The sequence below is a fragment of the Ruminococcus sp. HUN007 genome, from assembly GCF_000712055.1.
Classification (GTDB): domain Bacteria; phylum Bacillota; class Clostridia; order Oscillospirales; family Ruminococcaceae; genus HUN007.
This window is the reverse complement of sequence record NZ_JOOA01000002.1, coordinates 3,121,350-3,138,886: the sequence shown is the minus strand read 5'-3', so window position 1 is coordinate 3,138,886 and position 17,537 is coordinate 3,121,350. Positions and strand designations below refer to the sequence as shown.

The window sequence follows — 17,537 nt, the reverse complement described above, 5'->3', positions numbered from 1 at the left end:
ATTTACACTCCGGTGCTTTTTTTGACCACAGCGGGATAAACCTTATGAATTATAACATATCGTCTGTTTTCTGTCAATTAATTTCTGCTGTTTATGCAAAAAATGTGCGCTGACGGCGTACAATAGACGCAAAACGGCCCGCAGACCTTTTGATCTGCGGGCCGTTTTATAATTATGTTCGACTTTGGTTATCAGATTATAATGACTTGTGGCAAGTTCTCTTGATAACGTCAAGCTGCTGTTCCTTTGTAAGGTCGATAAATCTTACAGCGTAGCCTGATACACGGATTGTGAAGTTTGCATATTCTTCCTTCTCCGGATGTTCCATAGCGTCGAGGAGCTTTTCAGTACCAAATACGTTTACGTTGAGGTGGTGAGCACCCTGTGCGAAGTAACCGTCGAGTGTATTAACGAGGTTCTTAACTCTTTCAGCTTCATCGTGACCGAGAGCGTCAGGGTTGATTGTCTGTGTATTTGAAATACCGTCGAGAGCCCATTCATAAGGGATCTTAGCAACTGAGTTGAGTGATGAAAGGAGACCGTTCTGTTCTGCACCGTAGCTTGGTGATGCACCAGGAGCGAATGGCTCGCCTGCCTTACGTCCGTCAGGAAGAGCACCTGTAGCCTTACCGTAAACAACGTTTGAAGTGATTGTAAGGATAGATGTTGTTGGTTCAGAATTTCTGTATGTGTGTCTCTTCTTGATCATTGTGATGAATGTCTTGAGGAGGTCAACACCGATCTGGTCAGCTCTGTCATCATCGTTACCGTACTTAGGGAAGTCGCCTTCGATGTCGAAGTCAACAACGATGCCGTCTTCGTTACGGATTGTCTTAACCTTAGCATACTTGATAGCTGAGAGTGAGTCGATTACGTGTGAGAAGCCTGCGATACCTGTTGCAAATGTTCTTCTTACGTCTGTATCGATAAGAGCCATTTCAGCTGCTTCATAGTAGTACTTGTCGTGCATGTACTGGATGAGGTTGAGTGTATTTACATAGAGTCCAGCGAGCCAGTCCATCATTACGAGGTACTTCTTCATAACTTCATCGTAGTCGAGGTATTCAGAAGTGATTGGCTGGTACTGAGGGCCTACCTGTGCGAATGACTTTTCATCAACACCGCCGTTGATAGCGTAAAGGAGGCACTTAGCGAGGTTAGCTCTTGCGCCGAAGAACTGCATTTCCTTACCTGTCTGTGTAGCTGATACGCAACAGCAGATTGAGTAGTCGTCGCCCCAAACCGGCTTCATAACATCATCGTTTTCGTACTGGATAGAAGATGTTGTGATTGAGATGTGTGAAGCGTACTTCTTGAATGTTTCAGGGAGGTTCTTAGAATAGAGAACTGTGAGGTTCGGTTCTGGTGAAGGTCCCATGTTTTCGAGTGTGTGGAGGAAACGGAAGTCGTTCTTTGTTACCATGTGACGACCGTCAACGCCGATACCGCCAACTTCGAGTGTAGCCCAAACCGGGTCACCTGAGAAGAGTTCGTTGTATGAAGGAATTCTTGCGAACTTAACCATTCTGAACTTCATTGTCATGTGGTCGATAAGTTCCTGAGCTTCCTTTTCTGTGATTGTGCCTGCTTCGAGGTCACGCTGGATGTAGATGTCGAGGAATGTTGATACACGGCCTACTGACATAGCTGCACCATTCTGTGTCTTGATAGCTGCGAGGTAACCGAAGTAGAGCCACTGAACAGCTTCCTTGGCGTTCTTAGCAGGCTGTGAGATGTCGTATCCGTAGATTTCAGCCATCTTCTTCATGCCCTGGAGAGCCTTGATCTGATCAGCAAGTTCTTCTCTGAGACGGATAACGTCATCTGTCATTGTTCCGTCGCCTGTGTTAGCCTTGTCGTTTTCCTTTTCCTGAATGAGAAAGTCGATACCGTAAAGAGCAACTCTTCTGTAGTCGCCTACGATACGTCCACGGCCGTATGTATCCGGAAGACCTGTGATAACGTGGCTCTTACGTGCAGCACGGATTTCAGGTGTGTAAGCATCAAATACACCCTGGTTGTGTGTCTTGTGATATTCGTTAAAAATCTGATCGTACTTTTCATTTACCTTGTAGCCATAGCTTTCAGCAGCCTGCTGAGCCATCTTGATACCGCCGTAAGGCATGAATGCTCTCTTAAGAGGCTTGTCAGTCTGGAGACCTACGATCTTTTCGAGATCCTTGAGTGATTCGTCTATATATCCAGGACCATAAGCTGTAAGGCTTGAAACAATCTCTGTTTCGCAGTCAAGAACGCCGCCCTTTGCTCTCTGTTCCTTGTAGAGTTCCTGAAGTCTTCCCCAGAGCTTGTCTGTAGCTTCTGTAGTGCCTTCGAGGAATGATTCGTCACCGTCATATGGTGTGTAGTTCTTCTGGATAAAGTCACGAACGTTGATTTCCTGCTTCCACTTGTTACCCTTGAAGCCACTCCACTGTGAAAATTCTACCATGTTATATAACCTCCTGTAAATTCGCTTAAGACTTAATGTCTTAATACATTGTCTTCAGCCAATTCAAAACCCGGCCCCTTCTTGTTTAAAAGAAGCCGAACAATCCGTCACTGTCCTGAATGAATATAGGTAAAACTGTCAGAAACAAATTTTACCGATACCCGAAGTTCCGCAGTTCTTCATGCAGGAAACTTTATTTTCCGTACATAAGATATCTGCTTCATTTTCAGATACCGGACATGATCCTGTATTTACCGGATGTGTCACTTTCGTTCATACAAAACGACGATTTTGCTCACCGGACTCTTTATTGTCTTTATCCATTTTAACACACATACATTTTATAGTCAATCGGCATACTGCACTAATAGCTTGCTCCTGCATCGATCTTATTTGCGTTTATAAACAAATGAGCGCATGTCAGGAAAACTGACACGCGCTTTATGTTTATTTTATCTGATATTACCCGAATGTACATTGATACGGTTGAGGGCTCTTTTGAGTTTGAGCTCTGCATAGAGCATCTCTTTTTCGCTTTCCTTCTTCGCTATTTTCTCACGTGCTTCCTCGGCCGATCTGTTTGCCCATTCGATATCGATCTCATCCGCCCACTCGACTGCCTCGGCAATTATAGTGGTCTTTTCCGCCGACACCTTGAGCACACCTGACGAAAGCGCAGCAACACGATATTTGCCGTCCTTCATTATCCTGACCGGGCCTGAAGGGAGAGCACCCACAAAGTTTTCATGCCTTGCAAGAACACCCATTTCGCCGTCAGTGGTTCTGACGATAAGGCGTTCCGCCTCATCATCGTAGAAAATCCTGTCCGGGGTAATTATCTGGAGTCTGAATGAAGCCATTATTCATCACCCTTTGAAGCCTTAGCCTTTTCTATAGCCTCGTCAATGGTTCCGACAAACAGGAATGCTGATTCCGGAAGGTCATCATGAAGTCCTTCGATGATCTCCTTAAATCCTCTGATAGTTTCCCTGATCGGAACGTAAACGCCCTTCATACCTGTGAACTGTTCAGCAACGTTGAACGGCTGTGACAGGAAACGCTGGATCTTTCTTGCACGGTTTACGATGAGCTTGTCCTCGTCGGAGAGTTCATCCATACCCATGATAGCGATGATATCCTGAAGTTCACGGTAACGCTGAAGAATACTCTGAACGCTTCTTGCTACCTGATAGTGCTCCTCGCCTACTATTTCAGGCGCGAGGATTCTTGATGTACTTTCAAGAGGGTCAACGGCAGGATAAATACCGAGTGACGCGATCTGTCTTGAAAGAACCGTTGTGGCATCAAGATGCGCAAAAGTTGTAGCCGGAGCCGGGTCAGTAAGGTCATCGGCAGGAACGTATACAGCCTGAACTGATGTGATGGAACCCTTGTTTGTAGATGTGATTCTCTCCTGAAGGGCACCCATTTCAGTAGCCAGTGTCGGCTGATAGCCAACGGCTGAAGGCATACGTCCGAGAAGAGCTGAAACCTCGGAACCAGCCTGTGTGAATCGGAAAATGTTATCTATAAAGAGAAGAACGTCCTGGCCTTCAACATCTCTGAAGTATTCAGCCATAGTAAGACCTGAAAGGCCTACTCGCATTCTTGCTCCCGGCGGTTCGTTCATCTGGCCGTACACGAGAACGGTCTTGTCGAGAACGCCGCTTTCCTTCATTTCGTTGTAAAGGTCATTACCTTCACGTGTTCTCTCACCAACACCGGTGAATACTGAAATACCGCCGTGCTGGTTAGCAACGTTGTTTATAAGTTCCTGAATAAGAACTGTCTTTCCTACACCGGCGCCGCCGAAAAGTCCTATCTTACCGCCCTTGAGATAAGGTGCGATAAGGTCGATTACCTTGATACCTGTCTCAAGAACTTCTGAAGCTGCAGTCTGTTCCTCGTAGCTTGGAGCTTCACGGTGTATAGGCCATCTTTCCTCAGTCTGCGGAGCTTCCTTTTCATCTACCGGTTCTCCGAGAAGATTGAAGATACGGCCGAGTGTCTCACGGCCTACCGGTACTTTTATCGGGCTTCCGGTATCTATTGCTTCCATGCCTCTTACAAGACCGTCAGTCGTACTCATAGCAATACATCTTACTACGTCATCGCCGATATGCTGGGCAACTTCAACAGTAAGTTTCGTGCCATGGTTGTCGATCTCAATGGCATTGAGAAGCCTAGGCAGACTGTTCTTCGGAAAACTGATGTCGACAACGGCACCAATGATCTGAACTATTTTTCCTGTATTCTGCATAGTATTCGTATTTCCTTTCAAAAGGTTATGTTATTCCTGGGAACTTGCACCGCTGACTATCTCGGTGATCTCCTGCGTGATGGTTGCCTGACGTGCTCTGTTATAGAGAAGCGAGAGATCATCGATCATCTCTGTAGCGTTGTCAGTTGCATTCTCCATCGCTATTCTTCGTGCGGCCTGCTCGGAAGCAAATGCATCAGATACTGAACCGTATATAACACCTGCGATATACTGCGGCATGATTATGTCAAACAGCTGCTCAGGTGATGGTTCGTAAGATGTCTGAACATTTGACTTCTTTGCTTCTTCCGCTGGTTTTTCGAGCGGAATAACACTCTTGAATCTCGCCTCCTGTAACAGAGGTGAAACGTAATCTGTATAAATGACCTCTACCCTGTCCGCATTGCCGTTCTTGAAGGCCGCCATTATCTTCGAGGCGATCTCCTTGGCAGAGTTCATACGGATATTTTCCGCTATATTTTCATATCTTGCAACAACTCTGTATCCTCTTTTGGTAAAGTATTCTACAGCTTTCCTGCCTATAGGGATAATTACTGTTTCACAGCTTTTCTTTGCCTCGTCTATCCTCTTCTGTGCGAGTTTCAGAACGTTCGAATTGTATCCGCCTGCAAGACCTCTGTCTCCGGCAATTACTACGAACAGGACTGTTTTTTCTTCGCGGCCTGTAAAATAGATAGACTCAAATGTGGAATTTTCAGCTGTGATCTCCCACATGGTATCATACAGCGCATTAAAGAATGTCCTGGCGCTTTCTGCTTTATCTCTTGCTTTTCTCAGCTTGGATGAAGCAACAAGTTCCATGGCTTTGGTTATCTGCATGGTGCTTTTGACACTCTTGATCCTGCGCTTGATGTCTTTCATATTAGCCGAAGCCATCTGTCAGTCACCCCCGGTAAATACAGCTGATCACTTCTTGTCAGCCATGTATTTTTCTATAAAGGTCTTCAGAACGTCCTTGAGTTCTGTCTCATTTTCCTTTGTAAGATCCTTTGTTTCCCTGATGGATTTTGTTATATCAGGATGTGATTCATCAACGAACTTAAAAAGGCTGGTTTCAAAATCAGAAATGAGATCAACCGGTACAGACTTAAGGAAGTCATTTACGACCGCATAGATGATGATGACCTGATGTTCGACTGTAACAGGTGAATTCTTTCCCTGCTTGAGCACCTCAACGATACGTTCACCCTTTTCAAGACGGTCTTTTGTATCCTTGTCAAGATCAGAACCGAACTGTGAGAAGGACTGGAGTTCCTTAAACTGTGAGTAGAGGAGCTTAAGTGAGGATGAAACCTTCTTCATAGCCTTGATCTGGGCTGCAGAACCAACTCGTGATACTGAAATACCAGGGTTTACGGCCGGCCTTACACCAGAGTTGAAGAGGTCAGTTTCAAGGAATATCTGTCCGTCTGTGATGGAGATAACGTTTGTAGGAATGTAGGCTGATACGTCGCCTGCCTGTGTTTCGATGATCGGAAGTGCCGTAATGGAGCCTCCGCCGTATTCCTCGTTGAGACTGCACGCACGTTCAAGAAGTCTTGAATGCAGATAGAATACGTCACCAGGATAAGCTTCACGTCCAGGCGGACGCTTAAGGAGAAGTGACAGTGCACGGTAAGCCACGGCGTGCTTTGAAAGATCGTCGTAGACACAGAGAACGTCTTTTCCCTTGTTCATGAAGTACTCGCCCATTGTAACACCTGAGTACGGTGCTATGTACTGAAGCGGTGCAAGTTCAGAAGCTGAAGCTGCAACTACAATGGTATATTCCATTGCGCCTGCTTTGGTAAGAGTTTCAACAACGTTTGCCACTGTTGATCTCTTCTGTCCGATAGCTACGTAGATACAGATAACATCCTTGCCCTTCTGGTTGATGATCGTGTCAAGAGCAATTGTTGTTTTACCTGTCTGTCTGTCACCGATGATAAGTTCACGCTGGCCGCGGCCGATCGGGATCATGGAGTCGATAGCCTTGATACCGGTCTGAAGCGGTTTGTGAACGGATTTTCTTGTGATGATACCAGGAGCGATCCTTTCGATAGGGGCAGTCTCCTTTGTGAGAATGGCGCCCTTGCCGTCGATCGGCTGTCCGAGAGCATTTACTACTCTTCCCAGCATATCGTCACCAACAGGTACTGATACGATCTTACCTGTTCTCTTTACTGTGGAACCTTCCTTGACTCCGGCGTCGGAGCCGAGCATAACCGCACCTACGAAATCTCTTTCGAGGTTGAGCGCCATGCCGTAGACATCGCCTTCAAATTCAAGGAGCTCGTTTGACATACAGTTGTCAAGTCCGTGAATATTTGCAATACCGTCACCGACAGTAACTACAGTACCTACATCCGTAAGTTCGATCTTGTTCCTGTAGTTTTTAATCTGTTCCTTTATGATGCCGGTAATTTCATCAGGGCGTAAATTCAATCAATACACCTTCTTCTTTTTTAATAGTATTATCAGATATCCGCATCTGCAGCACGGTGGCGCAGAGTTTCGAGTCCGAAGCGGACACTGTTGTCGATTCGCTTGTTATTATAGTCTATGATGATACCGTCAATAATTGACTCATCTGTTTTTTCTCTGAGGATCACTGTTTTGCCGAGTTTTTTCTCAAGCTTGTCCGTAAGCTTTCCGCGAAGCTCTTCAGTAAGCGGAATGCTCGTGGTAACAGTCACGTCAACGATATTCTTGAACTCGTTGTACTTTCTGTTGAATTCTTCAGTGATCTCGGTGAAATATGCCGCTCTTCCCTTTTCACAGAGGAGGCAGAGAAAATCATAGACCAGACCGTTGTCGTCAAAGATCTTTGAAACAACGGAGATTTTTTCCTCGCTTGTAAGCAGCGGCGCGGCAAGAAGCTTTGTCAGTTCAGGATTTGCCCTGAACACATCCGCAAATTCATTGAGCTGGTCATGTATCTTATCGTCACTTCCGGCTTCAGTGAATAATTCATAAAGCGCATCTGCATAAAGCTTTGCTACTTCTGCTGCCATGCTTCATCACCCACATTTTCAATAAAATCATTGATCAATGCTTCATGATCTTTCTGGTTAATTTCCTTTTTAATGATCTTCTCGGCCATCATCATTGCGATACCGGAGATCTCGTTCTTCATCTCGCTCATTGCACGCTGTCTTTCACGTTCGATATCTTCATTAGCACGTGTCATAAGACCGCTTGCCTCTGCCTTGGCATTGCTGATGATCTCGTCTGAACGGTCCTGTGCTTTCTTGGTAGCGTTCTTTACGATCTCAGCTGATTCATCCTTTGCAGCTGAAAGAAGCTGGTTATAGTTTGTTTCCATCTCCTTTGCATGTGCCATGGACTTGTCTGCCTCGGCATATGTTTTTGAAACGTCTGCCTGACGTTCCTCAATGATCTTGTTTACTCTTCCGAACAGGAAATGCTTAATAACCAGGAAAAGGATCAAGGTGTTAATGAGTACGAGTATGATGGTACCATAGTCTATCGACAGGAATGATAAAAATTCCATTTGGTCAACACCCTTTCATTTGATTATTTCTGATAGTGTACGGTTATTATCAGAGCTTTCCGATGAACGGATTTGCAAAGAGAAGGATAAGTGCAATAACGAGACCGTAGATACCTGTTGATTCGGCTACGGCACATCCGATGAACATTGTTCTTGTAACTGCGCCTGATGATTCAGGCTGACGGCCGATAGCCTCACAGGCCTTACCTACTGCGTAACCTTCACCGATACCAGGACCTATACCTGCGATAGCTGCAAGACCTGCACCGATTGCTGAAGCTGCTAAAACAATTGCCTTTTCCATAATAAACTCCGTTTCTCCGCAGAGCTGATATAATTTTTATCAATTTAAATTTTCCGCTGATGCCGGATGCTTTATGCATACATCAGCAGCTATAAACGTTTTTCGTTTATTTCCTGTGGATGCACTGTATTTCTGCGGCCTACACAGTACATCATTCCGTCATCCTGCTGTCTGTTCTTCTTCCGGATATGCAGCACCTACGTTAGCCATAGTAAGCATTGTGAAGATGAACGCCTGCATAAATCCTGTGAACAGGTCGAAATATACTGACAGAACAGCCGGTATACCGATAGTGAATACCGGGAACACTTCCATACCGAGTCCGCGCGAAAGTGATGTGAGCGCGAAGTAAAGAAGCTGAGTGATTACGATACCACTCGCAACATTACCGAAGTGACGGATACTCATTGATACCGGAGTAGCGAGTTCACTGATAATGTTGATAGGTGTAAGAAGTGCGATCGGCTTCGAAAACCCGACGATATAGCCGAGAACCCCGTCGTTTTTGATCTTAGCGTACTGGATCATGAAAAATGTCATGAGTGCCCATGTGAGTGTAACGCTGAAGTCACCGGTCACCGGTCTGAGACCGAGTACACTGATAAGACTTCCGAAGATCGAAAACGAAAAAATCGTAGCCATATACGGCGCATAGACAAGGTTCTTCGCCCCCATTGCATCCCTTACCATGCCGTTTACTGTTTCGACGATCCACTCAGCAACGATCTGTTTTTTGCTCGGATGGTCCTTGGACATGTTGTGTGTCATAAAGAGTACAAGACCGATTATGACTGCCATGACGACCCAGCTGAGTATCACTGTCTCAGTAACATTCAGTCCGAAGATCTTAAAAGCGACCTTAGGACCGTTTACAACTACTTCTTCTGCACCTAATCTGAAACCCAATACTTATCCCTCCTTTTTTTCGAATATAGCTTTCAGCGGAAAAATAATTTTCGGATAAAGAAGCGGTACTGCAGCGCATATGAAATTCATAAACGGGATCTCAGCTGCTGCGAACAGACCTGCTCCCAGGAACAAAAGTCTCAGGATATACTGCGATATCATTACGGCGGTACCGTTTTTTCCTCTGACCGCTCCGCGTACAACGCTGTGTACTGTAAGTGAAATGAAGAACAGATCACATGCAAGCAGCAGAGTACCGAAAAGCGCTCCTGTAAGTGCACCGGTGAACGGTACAAATGCAGATGCCACAGCCACGAGTATGATATCAAGACATAATGAGAATATGACAGCGGACCTGATTTCTTTCAGCAATTCCTTGTTTACCAATTTTTACTATTCCCTTCCTAAAAGCATATGTTTATTATAGCACAACTGCTTAAAAATATAAAGACCTGAATCAGCTCTTTTTCTAAAAATATATAAAAAATTCATCATTCACCCCGTAACTCACGCTAAATCAGCACCTGAATTTTAAGCTTACTCTTGAACAAAGTCTGTATTTGTGGTACAATACGGGTAAGCTATTATGAAAAAATCACTTCACGTTCACTTTTTACTGTTTATATTAAACACTTAAAGCATCACATGTTTAATATCGCGGCAGTAAAAAAAAGAACTGATCCGGGGGCCGGATCGGAAGTCACTGCATTTATGATATAAAAATGAACAGTGCTTATTAAACAGCGCTGCCAACGGAGGGGTTAGAATGAAAAAAACAAGAAGGAATGCTCTTCTTTCCGCTGTTCTCTGCCTGTCTGCATCATGTCTCATGCCTTTCGGTACACCGCCGGAAAAAGCAGATGCAGCCGCAACAGTTACCATAGGCTACTACACTGAAGTCCCGGAATTCCAGTCCGGATCTTCAGATGAAGAAAAAAAAAAGCGGATATGCATACGAGTACTACCAGATACTGTCCAGCTACACGGGCTGGAACTATGAGTATAAGTACGGAAGCTTTAGCGAAATGCTCGCAGCCCTGAAAAAAGGAGAAGTTGATATTTTAGCAGGTATTTCCGGATCATTCGATCCAGGAAGCGGCGCTGACAAGATCCGGCTCACGCCTTACAGACTGGGAACGGAAAACAGCAGCGTGGCCGATCTTCCCGGCTGTGACAACGACAACTACTTTATAGCAGTATCGGCTGACAAACCTGAACTTTTCAGTGCTCTGCTGGAAGCACAGAAGCAGATAAACGAAAAGGAACCGGCTCTTTGTGAAACGCTGACAAGCAAATATATGGGCAGGCGCAGATCGACCGGTTATTCCGCGCCTGAAAAGAAATGGCTGGGAAGCCATTCAACAATTCTGATCGGATATCTGGACAACTACATGCCGTACAGCGACAAGACCGAAAAAAGAAATGAAGCTGACGGGATCATGGCTGATCTTTTCAACAGCCTCGCAAAGGTTTCCGGAAAAAGCATTTCTGCTGTAAAATACACCACATACACCGACCTTTACGACGCACTGGAAAACGGAAAAATAGATGCCATGTTTCCGGCTTACCGTGATCTGTGGAGACTCGAACGTGAAAACACAGTATCCACGGGTGCTGTACTGACGGACAGAATGGAACTCATAACGGCAAAGGGCGTAACCGAACACAAAAAGACTGCTGTCATGGCAACAAGTCCGGTAGAGGCACTCTATATAAATGATAACTATCCTGATACCGAGATCATCCACTTCAGCAACTTCGATGAATGTATCAGAGCCGTCCGCAAAGGCGCCGCTGACTCGTTCATTGTCGAGGAAAACGTTCTGAACTACTGGCTCAGTGACGGCAACGACTTAAGTGATCTTGACATAACCGAGCTGGAAACGGCTATTGACTTCTGCTTTGCAGCCAAAAAGGAAAACTACGTGGTCTGTCGTATACTTGAGACAGCACTTGCTTCTGTTGATCAGAGTGAGATCGACAGTGCGGTAAAGAACAATCTGCACCGTGAAAATACATTTACCTTTTCTGAATTCTTCAGTCATAACATTTCAAAAGTGATCATTCTGGCTTTCATAGCACTGACAGCGGCAGCTCTCATCGCTTTCCGACACAGACGCACACTCCGCAGAAAACAGAACGAGATCGAAGACGCACATCAGGAGATAAGAAAAAGCAAACAGGAAACTACGAAATACAAACAGAAAGTCGAGCACGATCATCTTACCGGTGTATTTTCAAGAGCGTATTTTCTTGAGATGGCCGAAAACAAGATAAAGGGACACCGTCCGAACGATACGCTGCAGATCGTCATGATGGATATTGACAACTTCAAAAGCATAAACGACACCTACGGCCACGACAACGGTGACGTTGTACTGAGACGTCTCGGTGAGATCCTGAAAGAGATATCCCGTGTAAACGGATTTGCCGGACGATTCGGCGGCGAGGAATTCTTTATCTTCCTTTACGGCGAAGATCCTCAGATACAGAAACATATAATCGAAAAGGTATGCCGGAAGCTGAAAGAAACTGACTTTGATTTTACGGAAAGACATATTACCGTCAGTGTCGGCGTTACTGTGATAAACGACGGTGACACTCCGGAAAAATGTATAGAACGTGCCGACAAGGCCCTGTACTATTCAAAGAATCACGGCAAGGATCAGGTCAACTGGTATGAAGATGTAATTGACAAACTTTAAAAAAAGTTATATAATTTTTTTATAACCCTAAACGGTATTGTTATGCCGACATGTTTAGCAAGGGAAAACCTTCTGACTGTCGGCATTTATTATGAATACAGTAAAAGAAAAATTTTTCGTTTGCTGTAAGCCGGTATGCAGAAAACGGACAAAGTCCGCAGATATGCAGGGCAGTATAAATATAAAATCGGAGGAATTAAAATGAAAATCGAGACCCAGTGCCTTCACGAAGGATACACACCTAAAAACGGTGAACCAAGAGTTATGCCGATCTATCAGAGTACAACTTACGTATACAACTCAACTGATGCAGTTGCCGATGTTTTCGACGATCCGCAGCTCGGTATGATCTACTCACGTTTTGAAAACCCTACAACAGATGCTGTTGAAAAGAAGATCGCCGCTCTCGAAGGCGGTGTGGCTGCAATGTGTACATCTTCAGGACAGGCAGCTTCAATGCTTTCAGTTCTTAACCTCTGTAATGCAGGTGACCACTTCATTTCAAGCTCATCCATCTACGGCGGTACAGTAAACCTTTTCGCTTTCACATTTAAGAAGATGGGTATTGAATGCACATTCATCGATGTTGATGCATCTGAAGAAGAGATCAGAGCTGCCATCAGACCTAACACAAAGTGTATCTTCGGAGAAACTATCGCAAACCCTGCACTTACTGTTCTCGACATTGAAAAGTGGGCAGATATCGCTCACGAAAACGGACTTCCGCTCATCGTGGACAACACATTCGCAACTCCTTTCCTCTGCCGTCCGATCGAATGGGGCGCAGACGTTGTAGTTCACTCCACATCAAAGTACATGGACGGACATGCTGTTCAGGTCGGCGGTGTTATCGTTGACGCAGGTAAGTTCGACTGGGCAAAGTCCGGCAGATTCCCTGAGTTCACAGAACCGGACGAAAGCTATCACGGAACGATCTACACAGAAAAATATCCTCATGCACCATACATCATCAAGGCAAGACACCAGCTCATGAGAGACTTCGGATGCTACCCTGCAGCAAACAGCTCATTCCTTCTCAACCTCGGCCTTGAAACACTCGCAGTAAGAATGGAACGCTACTGTGAAAACGGAATAAAGGTAGCAGAATACCTTGAATCATGCGACCTCGTTGAAAAGATCAAGTACGCAGGACTCGAAAGCGATCCTCATCACGACAGAGCAAAGAAGTATCTTCCTAAGGGATGCTGCGGCGTAATCAGCTTCACTATAAAGGGCGGAAGAAAGAACGCAGTTAAGTTCATGGATGCTCTTAAGCTTGCTTCAAACGAAGTTCATGTTGCTGACATCAGAACATGCGTACTCAACCCTGCAAGTGCAACACACAGACAGCTCACCGAAGAACAGCTCGTTGCTGCCGGTATCGATCCTGGCATGATCAGATTCTCAGTTGGTATCGAAAACGTTGAAGATATCCTCGCTGATATAAAGAACGCTTTTGACGTCGTAAGAAACGGCTGATCTGCAAATAAGTCATAAAGCACTGAAGCTCCGGCTTTCCTCATTAGGAAAACCGGAGCTTTTCTTATCAGTATCCGTTAAGGTGATATGTCTCCATTATCGTTTTATAATCAACGTAGGATATGTCAAGATCCACATCATATCCTATACCGTCTATTCTGCCTGTACATGAGCGCTGCCATATTCCGCATACCTCGTCAGGTTCGGTAAGTGACTTTGAATAGTTTGCGTACCAGAAATCAAACTCATCTGTCAGGCGCTTCTTTTCAAGATAGAGCACCGGAAAATTCTTGTTCGAGTAGAGCATTGAATAGTAACCGGCATTTCTCATTCCGTCAAGAAAAGCGTAAATAATATCAGTACATAGTTTTCTGTCCTTTGTCATAGGATCATTTTCAAGGTCATAGAAACAGCGGTACTCAAAGTCGTACACCACCGGAAATTCCAGCTGATAAGGTTTTATTGTACTGATACATGCTTCCACCTCTGCTGCCACGGATTCAACATCCCTCGCCGATGAGAACCAGTAGATACCGCACTGAATACCGGCGTTCTTTGCCCCCGTAATGTTCTGAAGGAACTTCGGCTCGACTTCCGTTCCCTCTCCTGCTTTTATCATTACAAACTCAACGCCTGCATTTTTTACCTTTTCCCAGTCAACGTCTCCCTGCCATTTTGAAACGTCGATGCCGTTCTGCACCCTCATAGGAGCTGACAGATCTTCATGGGTACCGAATGTAAGCAGCCAGTCATTCATCCGGCCTATCGCTTCCGGTGCTGCAATATCACCGCCGGGAACTCTCGCTGCGGCCTTCCAGTTCGTTACCGGAAATTCTTCTTTTACACCTATTACGTTCTGCTTCAGATGTATCTGGTCAAGAACATTCACAGCTCCGTCACCGTTCAGATCTCCGTAAACTGAAGATGTAGCCGCGCTGACTGCAGAAAAGCCGTTCATACTGCTTACCATTGCTGCGGCACATACTGCCGCTGTAATGAATGCTGAAAAAATTTTTCTCATTTCCATACTTCTCCCGAATTTAAGTTTCATAAAAAATTATAGTGAACGCCGGAACAGTTCTGACGTTCACTATGATCAGTTCTTTTAAATTGCCCTGCCGGTCTGAAAACCGACTGATTTAGTTTTTATCAGTGCAGGCGTACACCTGTACTGCTGTATATACCGGGTTATCAGTAGCCTAACTTTTCACCGACGATGATAACCTTGATTCTGTCCTTTTCTCTCTGATGTCCTGTGATAAGGTAATCGCAGCAGATTCTTGCGTCAGATGAACATCCTTCTGTGATGTTGCTTATACCGTTTGTCGGAGCCTGGCAGCAGCCTCTTTCGTAACAGTAAGTAGCACAGGTAAGACGCTGTGTATTTGCCGGAGCAGCTGTGGATTTTACTCTGTTTACAGCTTCGTCAAGATTATTTACGATCTTGTTGTAGCCGACAACAACGATAACTGACTTAGGTCCGTAGCAGATAGCAGCAACACGGTTGCCTCTTCCGTCAACGTTGAAAAGTTCACCGTTTTCAGTAACTGCATTTGCACTTGTGATGTATGCGTCAGCAGTAAATGAAGCGCGGTAGAGCTGTTCCATCTTGTCATGGTCTATTGCAGCCTTGTCGAGATATTTGTACTTGTCAGATCTGAGGTGATCGATAACTCCGCACTCTTCAAGAGTAACTGATCCGCCTGTAGCAACAACGTCACCGGTCTTGAGAAGATTGCTGATTATAGTAAGTACTTCCACCTTTGACTCAGCGTAGTGAAATTCCATATTGTTTCTCTTAAGAGCTTCCGCTGTTCTGTTGATGCGGTTAAGTATAACGCTCTTCATGTTCTCATTCATTTTTAAAACTCCCTCCATAACGCCCATGGCATCATTTAATATTACATTTGAAATATATTAAACAACAAAACTGTCGTTTACTATCATCTGTAGTGCACTTTATCACACAGGAACTTTCCATGTGAAGCGCAATATTAATAATCTAATTATAGCCAATCTTTTCGTTTTTGTCGAGGGGTTTCACATTTTTATTTTGCTGTTTGAAGCAAGTTTTACAATTCTTATAATAATAATATCATAATTTTATGCAGTTTTGCTATTGATTTTTATATATCAGATATCAAAACAATTTTAATATTTTTCCATTTAGCAATATTCTGCCACTTTTCGCAGTAACGGAAAACGAATCAGCTGTCACTTTCCGTATTCTCTTTAACGTCGCCTTCATTATCATTCTTTGCATCATCTTTTTTCTTCGGACGGCGTTTCATCTTTGCTATCGGAAGGCTTTCAGCCGCAGACTGCTTGCGTTCATCTGAAAGATGTGTATATATTTCAGTGGTCGCAATACTTGCATGACCAAGCACGTCCTTTATAACAAGAGTGTCCACATTTCCGTGCTGGTACATAAGTGTCGCTGCAGTATGTCTCAGCTTATGCGGCGAGATTCCCCTGTTGCCAAGCCCGGTATCATTAAGCAGCTTCTCGATTATCTGCTCCACTCTTCTGCGGCTTATTCGTCTTTTCTTCCTGCTTAAAAACAGTGCGTTCGGTTCCTCAGGCGGATTCTTACGTGAATTCAGATATGTCTTTATCGCCGCGATACATGCGTCATTTATATAGATGATCCTCTGTTTGCTTCCCTTGCCCTTTAAAAGCAGTTTTCTCTCTTCGAAATCTATGTCACTTATATTGATGCTTACCAGCTCGTTAAGTCGCATTCCGCAGTTTAAAAACAGTGTCACCATGCAGAAGTCACGCTCCGGTTCCTCATACGAATCTGACGAAAGCAGACGAAGGCTTTCCTCCAGTGTAAGAAACTTCGGAAGAGCACGCTTTACAGTCGGCATTTCCACATCCTCCACCGGATTGTGATCAACGAGATTTGCTCTTTTCTGAAGAAACTGGAACAGACTTTTTAAAGCTGCAGTCTTTCTCGCTCTGGCCGCAGGTTTGTTTTCGCGCTCAAAGGCAAGGAAATCAAAGAAACCATAAACGTCACGAAGAGTTATCTCATTTAAAAGTTCCTTTGGAAAATCCTTTATCTTTATCGCTTCAAGCGGTTCGGAACGATTCTGCTTTTCTTTAAGGATGTACCTTAAGAACATTCTTATGTTTATGAAGTATTCATTTATGGTGGTCTCCGCCCTGCCCCGCACTACCCGGAGATAGAAAATATAATCATTCAGAAAATCAGGGCATTCGTTTTTGTTTATTGTCATTAAACTTTCTCCTTGGAACACGCAGTTCTGCCCATTGTCTCTGTACTGATTTTACGTAAGAACTTCCCAGCAGGACAGAATCTGATTTCATGTTTTATCATTATTCAGTATTGTACTATTAATTTCGGCTCCTGTCAATGGAAATATGGTGGCATCGGAACGAAATGCACCACACGCTGAAATGCGACACAAAAAATTTACATTAAAAGTGTAATATTATCTTTCAAATGTTGTTACTCAAACTTCGCACATCAAAAATAACTGTGCATCTTGAAAATTCAATAGTAAGCGCCGCAAAAGTAACTAAATCAAACAGCTTTTAACTTGATTTTTAAAGCGTCTGGAATAGTATCGAGGAACTTATCAACAAAAGCAGATATCTCCTGTTCAGAAATTGTTAAAAACTCTTTGGCTTTGCTTATGAACAATTCCATAAGTAAAGAGAAGGCCTGCGCAAAGCTGATATCTGCGAGTTCATCAGTGCAGTACATAAACAGTTCGCCCATTGAACGCGGATCTTCCGATTCACGTTTACTTACTGCGAGCATCATATATCGTGTAAACACAACAGCTGTATGAGCTGTCATGGCATCAAAGGAAATAGATCTGCATTCTTTGGTAAGACAAAGATAGCTTTTACAAACTTTGAAGAAAACCTCAATACTCCAGCGTTTACCG

17 protein-coding genes are annotated in these 17,537 nt (G+C 44.4%); 3 read left to right on the top strand and 14 right to left on the bottom strand.

Annotated elements, in window-relative coordinates; all coding sequences use genetic code 11:
- Positions 1-196: 196 nt before the first annotated feature.
- The 10 genes from pflB to CC97_RS17690 all read right to left on the bottom strand — a co-directional run bounded on the left by pflB (position 197) and on the right by CC97_RS17690 (position 9,820).
- Entirely contained in the window at positions 197-2,449 is a 2,253-nt protein-coding gene (pflB, locus tag CC97_RS17735; protein WP_044976706.1) for a formate C-acetyltransferase, read from the bottom strand.
- Between the two features lie 452 nt (positions 2,450-2,901).
- Positions 2,902-3,309: an ATP synthase F1 subunit epsilon gene (atpC, locus tag CC97_RS17730; RefSeq protein ID WP_044976705.1), complete on the bottom strand. Its 408-nt coding sequence runs from the start codon at positions 3,307-3,309 to the stop codon at positions 2,902-2,904.
- The gene (gene atpD / locus CC97_RS17725) at positions 3,309-4,709 is read right to left on the bottom strand and encodes a F0F1 ATP synthase subunit beta (RefSeq protein WP_044976704.1); all 1,401 of its coding nucleotides are present in this window, start codon (positions 4,707-4,709) and stop codon (positions 3,309-3,311) included. The genes atpC and atpD overlap by 1 nt, the downstream gene beginning before the upstream one ends.
- Before the next feature lie 30 nt (positions 4,710-4,739).
- Positions 4,740-5,606, bottom strand: a complete 867-nt coding sequence (gene atpG, locus CC97_RS17720) for an ATP synthase F1 subunit gamma (protein WP_044976703.1) — start codon at positions 5,604-5,606, stop codon at positions 4,740-4,742.
- Positions 5,607-5,636: 30 nt separating this feature from the next.
- On the bottom strand, positions 5,637-7,154 hold the full coding sequence (atpA, locus tag CC97_RS17715; protein WP_044976702.1) for a F0F1 ATP synthase subunit alpha: 1,518 nt from the start codon (positions 7,152-7,154) through the stop codon (positions 5,637-5,639).
- A 32-nt stretch (positions 7,155-7,186) separates the two neighbouring features.
- Positions 7,187-7,723, bottom strand: coding sequence for an ATP synthase F1 subunit delta (atpH, locus tag CC97_RS17710; RefSeq protein ID WP_044976701.1), 537 nt, complete (start codon positions 7,721-7,723; stop codon positions 7,187-7,189).
- Entirely contained in the window at positions 7,708-8,223 is a 516-nt protein-coding gene (locus CC97_RS17705; RefSeq protein ID WP_044976700.1) for a F0F1 ATP synthase subunit B, read from the bottom strand. The genes atpH and CC97_RS17705 overlap by 16 nt, the downstream gene beginning before the upstream one ends.
- Before the next feature lie 49 nt (positions 8,224-8,272).
- Positions 8,273-8,527, bottom strand: coding sequence for an ATP synthase F0 subunit C (gene atpE / locus CC97_RS17700; RefSeq protein ID WP_044976699.1), 255 nt, complete (start codon positions 8,525-8,527; stop codon positions 8,273-8,275).
- Between the two features lie 159 nt (positions 8,528-8,686).
- Positions 8,687-9,433: a FoF1 ATP synthase subunit a gene (locus CC97_RS17695; RefSeq protein WP_044976698.1), complete on the bottom strand. Its 747-nt coding sequence runs from the start codon at positions 9,431-9,433 to the stop codon at positions 8,687-8,689.
- A 3-nt stretch (positions 9,434-9,436) separates the two neighbouring features.
- A complete protein-coding gene (locus tag CC97_RS17690; protein WP_044976697.1) occupies positions 9,437-9,820 on the bottom strand; it encodes a hypothetical protein in 384 nt (127 codons plus the stop codon).
- Between the two features lie 379 nt (positions 9,821-10,199).
- Between CC97_RS17690 and CC97_RS20670 the strand changes: the two genes are divergently transcribed.
- From CC97_RS20670 to CC97_RS17675, 3 genes are all read left to right on the top strand, one after another.
- Positions 10,200-10,433 (top strand): hypothetical protein, encoded by a 234-nt coding sequence (locus tag CC97_RS20670; RefSeq protein ID WP_044976696.1) that lies wholly within the window; start codon positions 10,200-10,202, stop codon positions 10,431-10,433.
- On the top strand, positions 10,360-12,138 hold the full coding sequence (locus CC97_RS17680) for a GGDEF domain-containing protein (RefSeq protein ID WP_081850192.1): 1,779 nt from the start codon (positions 10,360-10,362) through the stop codon (positions 12,136-12,138). Before CC97_RS20670 ends, CC97_RS17680 begins: the two co-directional genes overlap by 74 nt.
- A 201-nt stretch (positions 12,139-12,339) precedes the next feature.
- The gene (locus tag CC97_RS17675) at positions 12,340-13,617 is read left to right on the top strand and encodes an O-acetylhomoserine aminocarboxypropyltransferase/cysteine synthase family protein (RefSeq protein ID WP_044976694.1); all 1,278 of its coding nucleotides are present in this window, start codon (positions 12,340-12,342) and stop codon (positions 13,615-13,617) included.
- Between the two features lie 67 nt (positions 13,618-13,684).
- Here the strand turns inward: CC97_RS17675 and CC97_RS17670 are convergent, their stop codons facing one another.
- The 4 genes from CC97_RS17670 to CC97_RS21180 all read right to left on the bottom strand — a co-directional run bounded on the left by CC97_RS17670 (position 13,685) and on the right by CC97_RS21180 (position 17,365).
- The gene (locus tag CC97_RS17670; RefSeq protein WP_049963018.1) at positions 13,685-14,638 is read right to left on the bottom strand and encodes a GH25 family lysozyme; all 954 of its coding nucleotides are present in this window, start codon (positions 14,636-14,638) and stop codon (positions 13,685-13,687) included.
- 170 nt (positions 14,639-14,808) lie between these two features.
- Positions 14,809-15,477, bottom strand: a complete 669-nt coding sequence (locus tag CC97_RS17665) for a lactate utilization protein (RefSeq protein ID WP_044976693.1) — start codon at positions 15,475-15,477, stop codon at positions 14,809-14,811.
- A gap of 347 nt (positions 15,478-15,824) precedes the next feature.
- Positions 15,825-16,859 carry a tyrosine-type recombinase/integrase gene (locus CC97_RS17660; RefSeq protein WP_044976692.1) on the bottom strand — a complete coding sequence of 345 codons (1,035 nt, stop codon included), beginning with the start codon at positions 16,857-16,859 and terminating at the stop codon, positions 15,825-15,827.
- Between the two features lie 308 nt (positions 16,860-17,167).
- Positions 17,168-17,365, bottom strand: a complete 198-nt coding sequence (locus CC97_RS21180) for a hypothetical protein (protein ID WP_242848197.1) — start codon at positions 17,363-17,365, stop codon at positions 17,168-17,170.
- Positions 17,366-17,537: the final 172 nt, after the last annotated feature.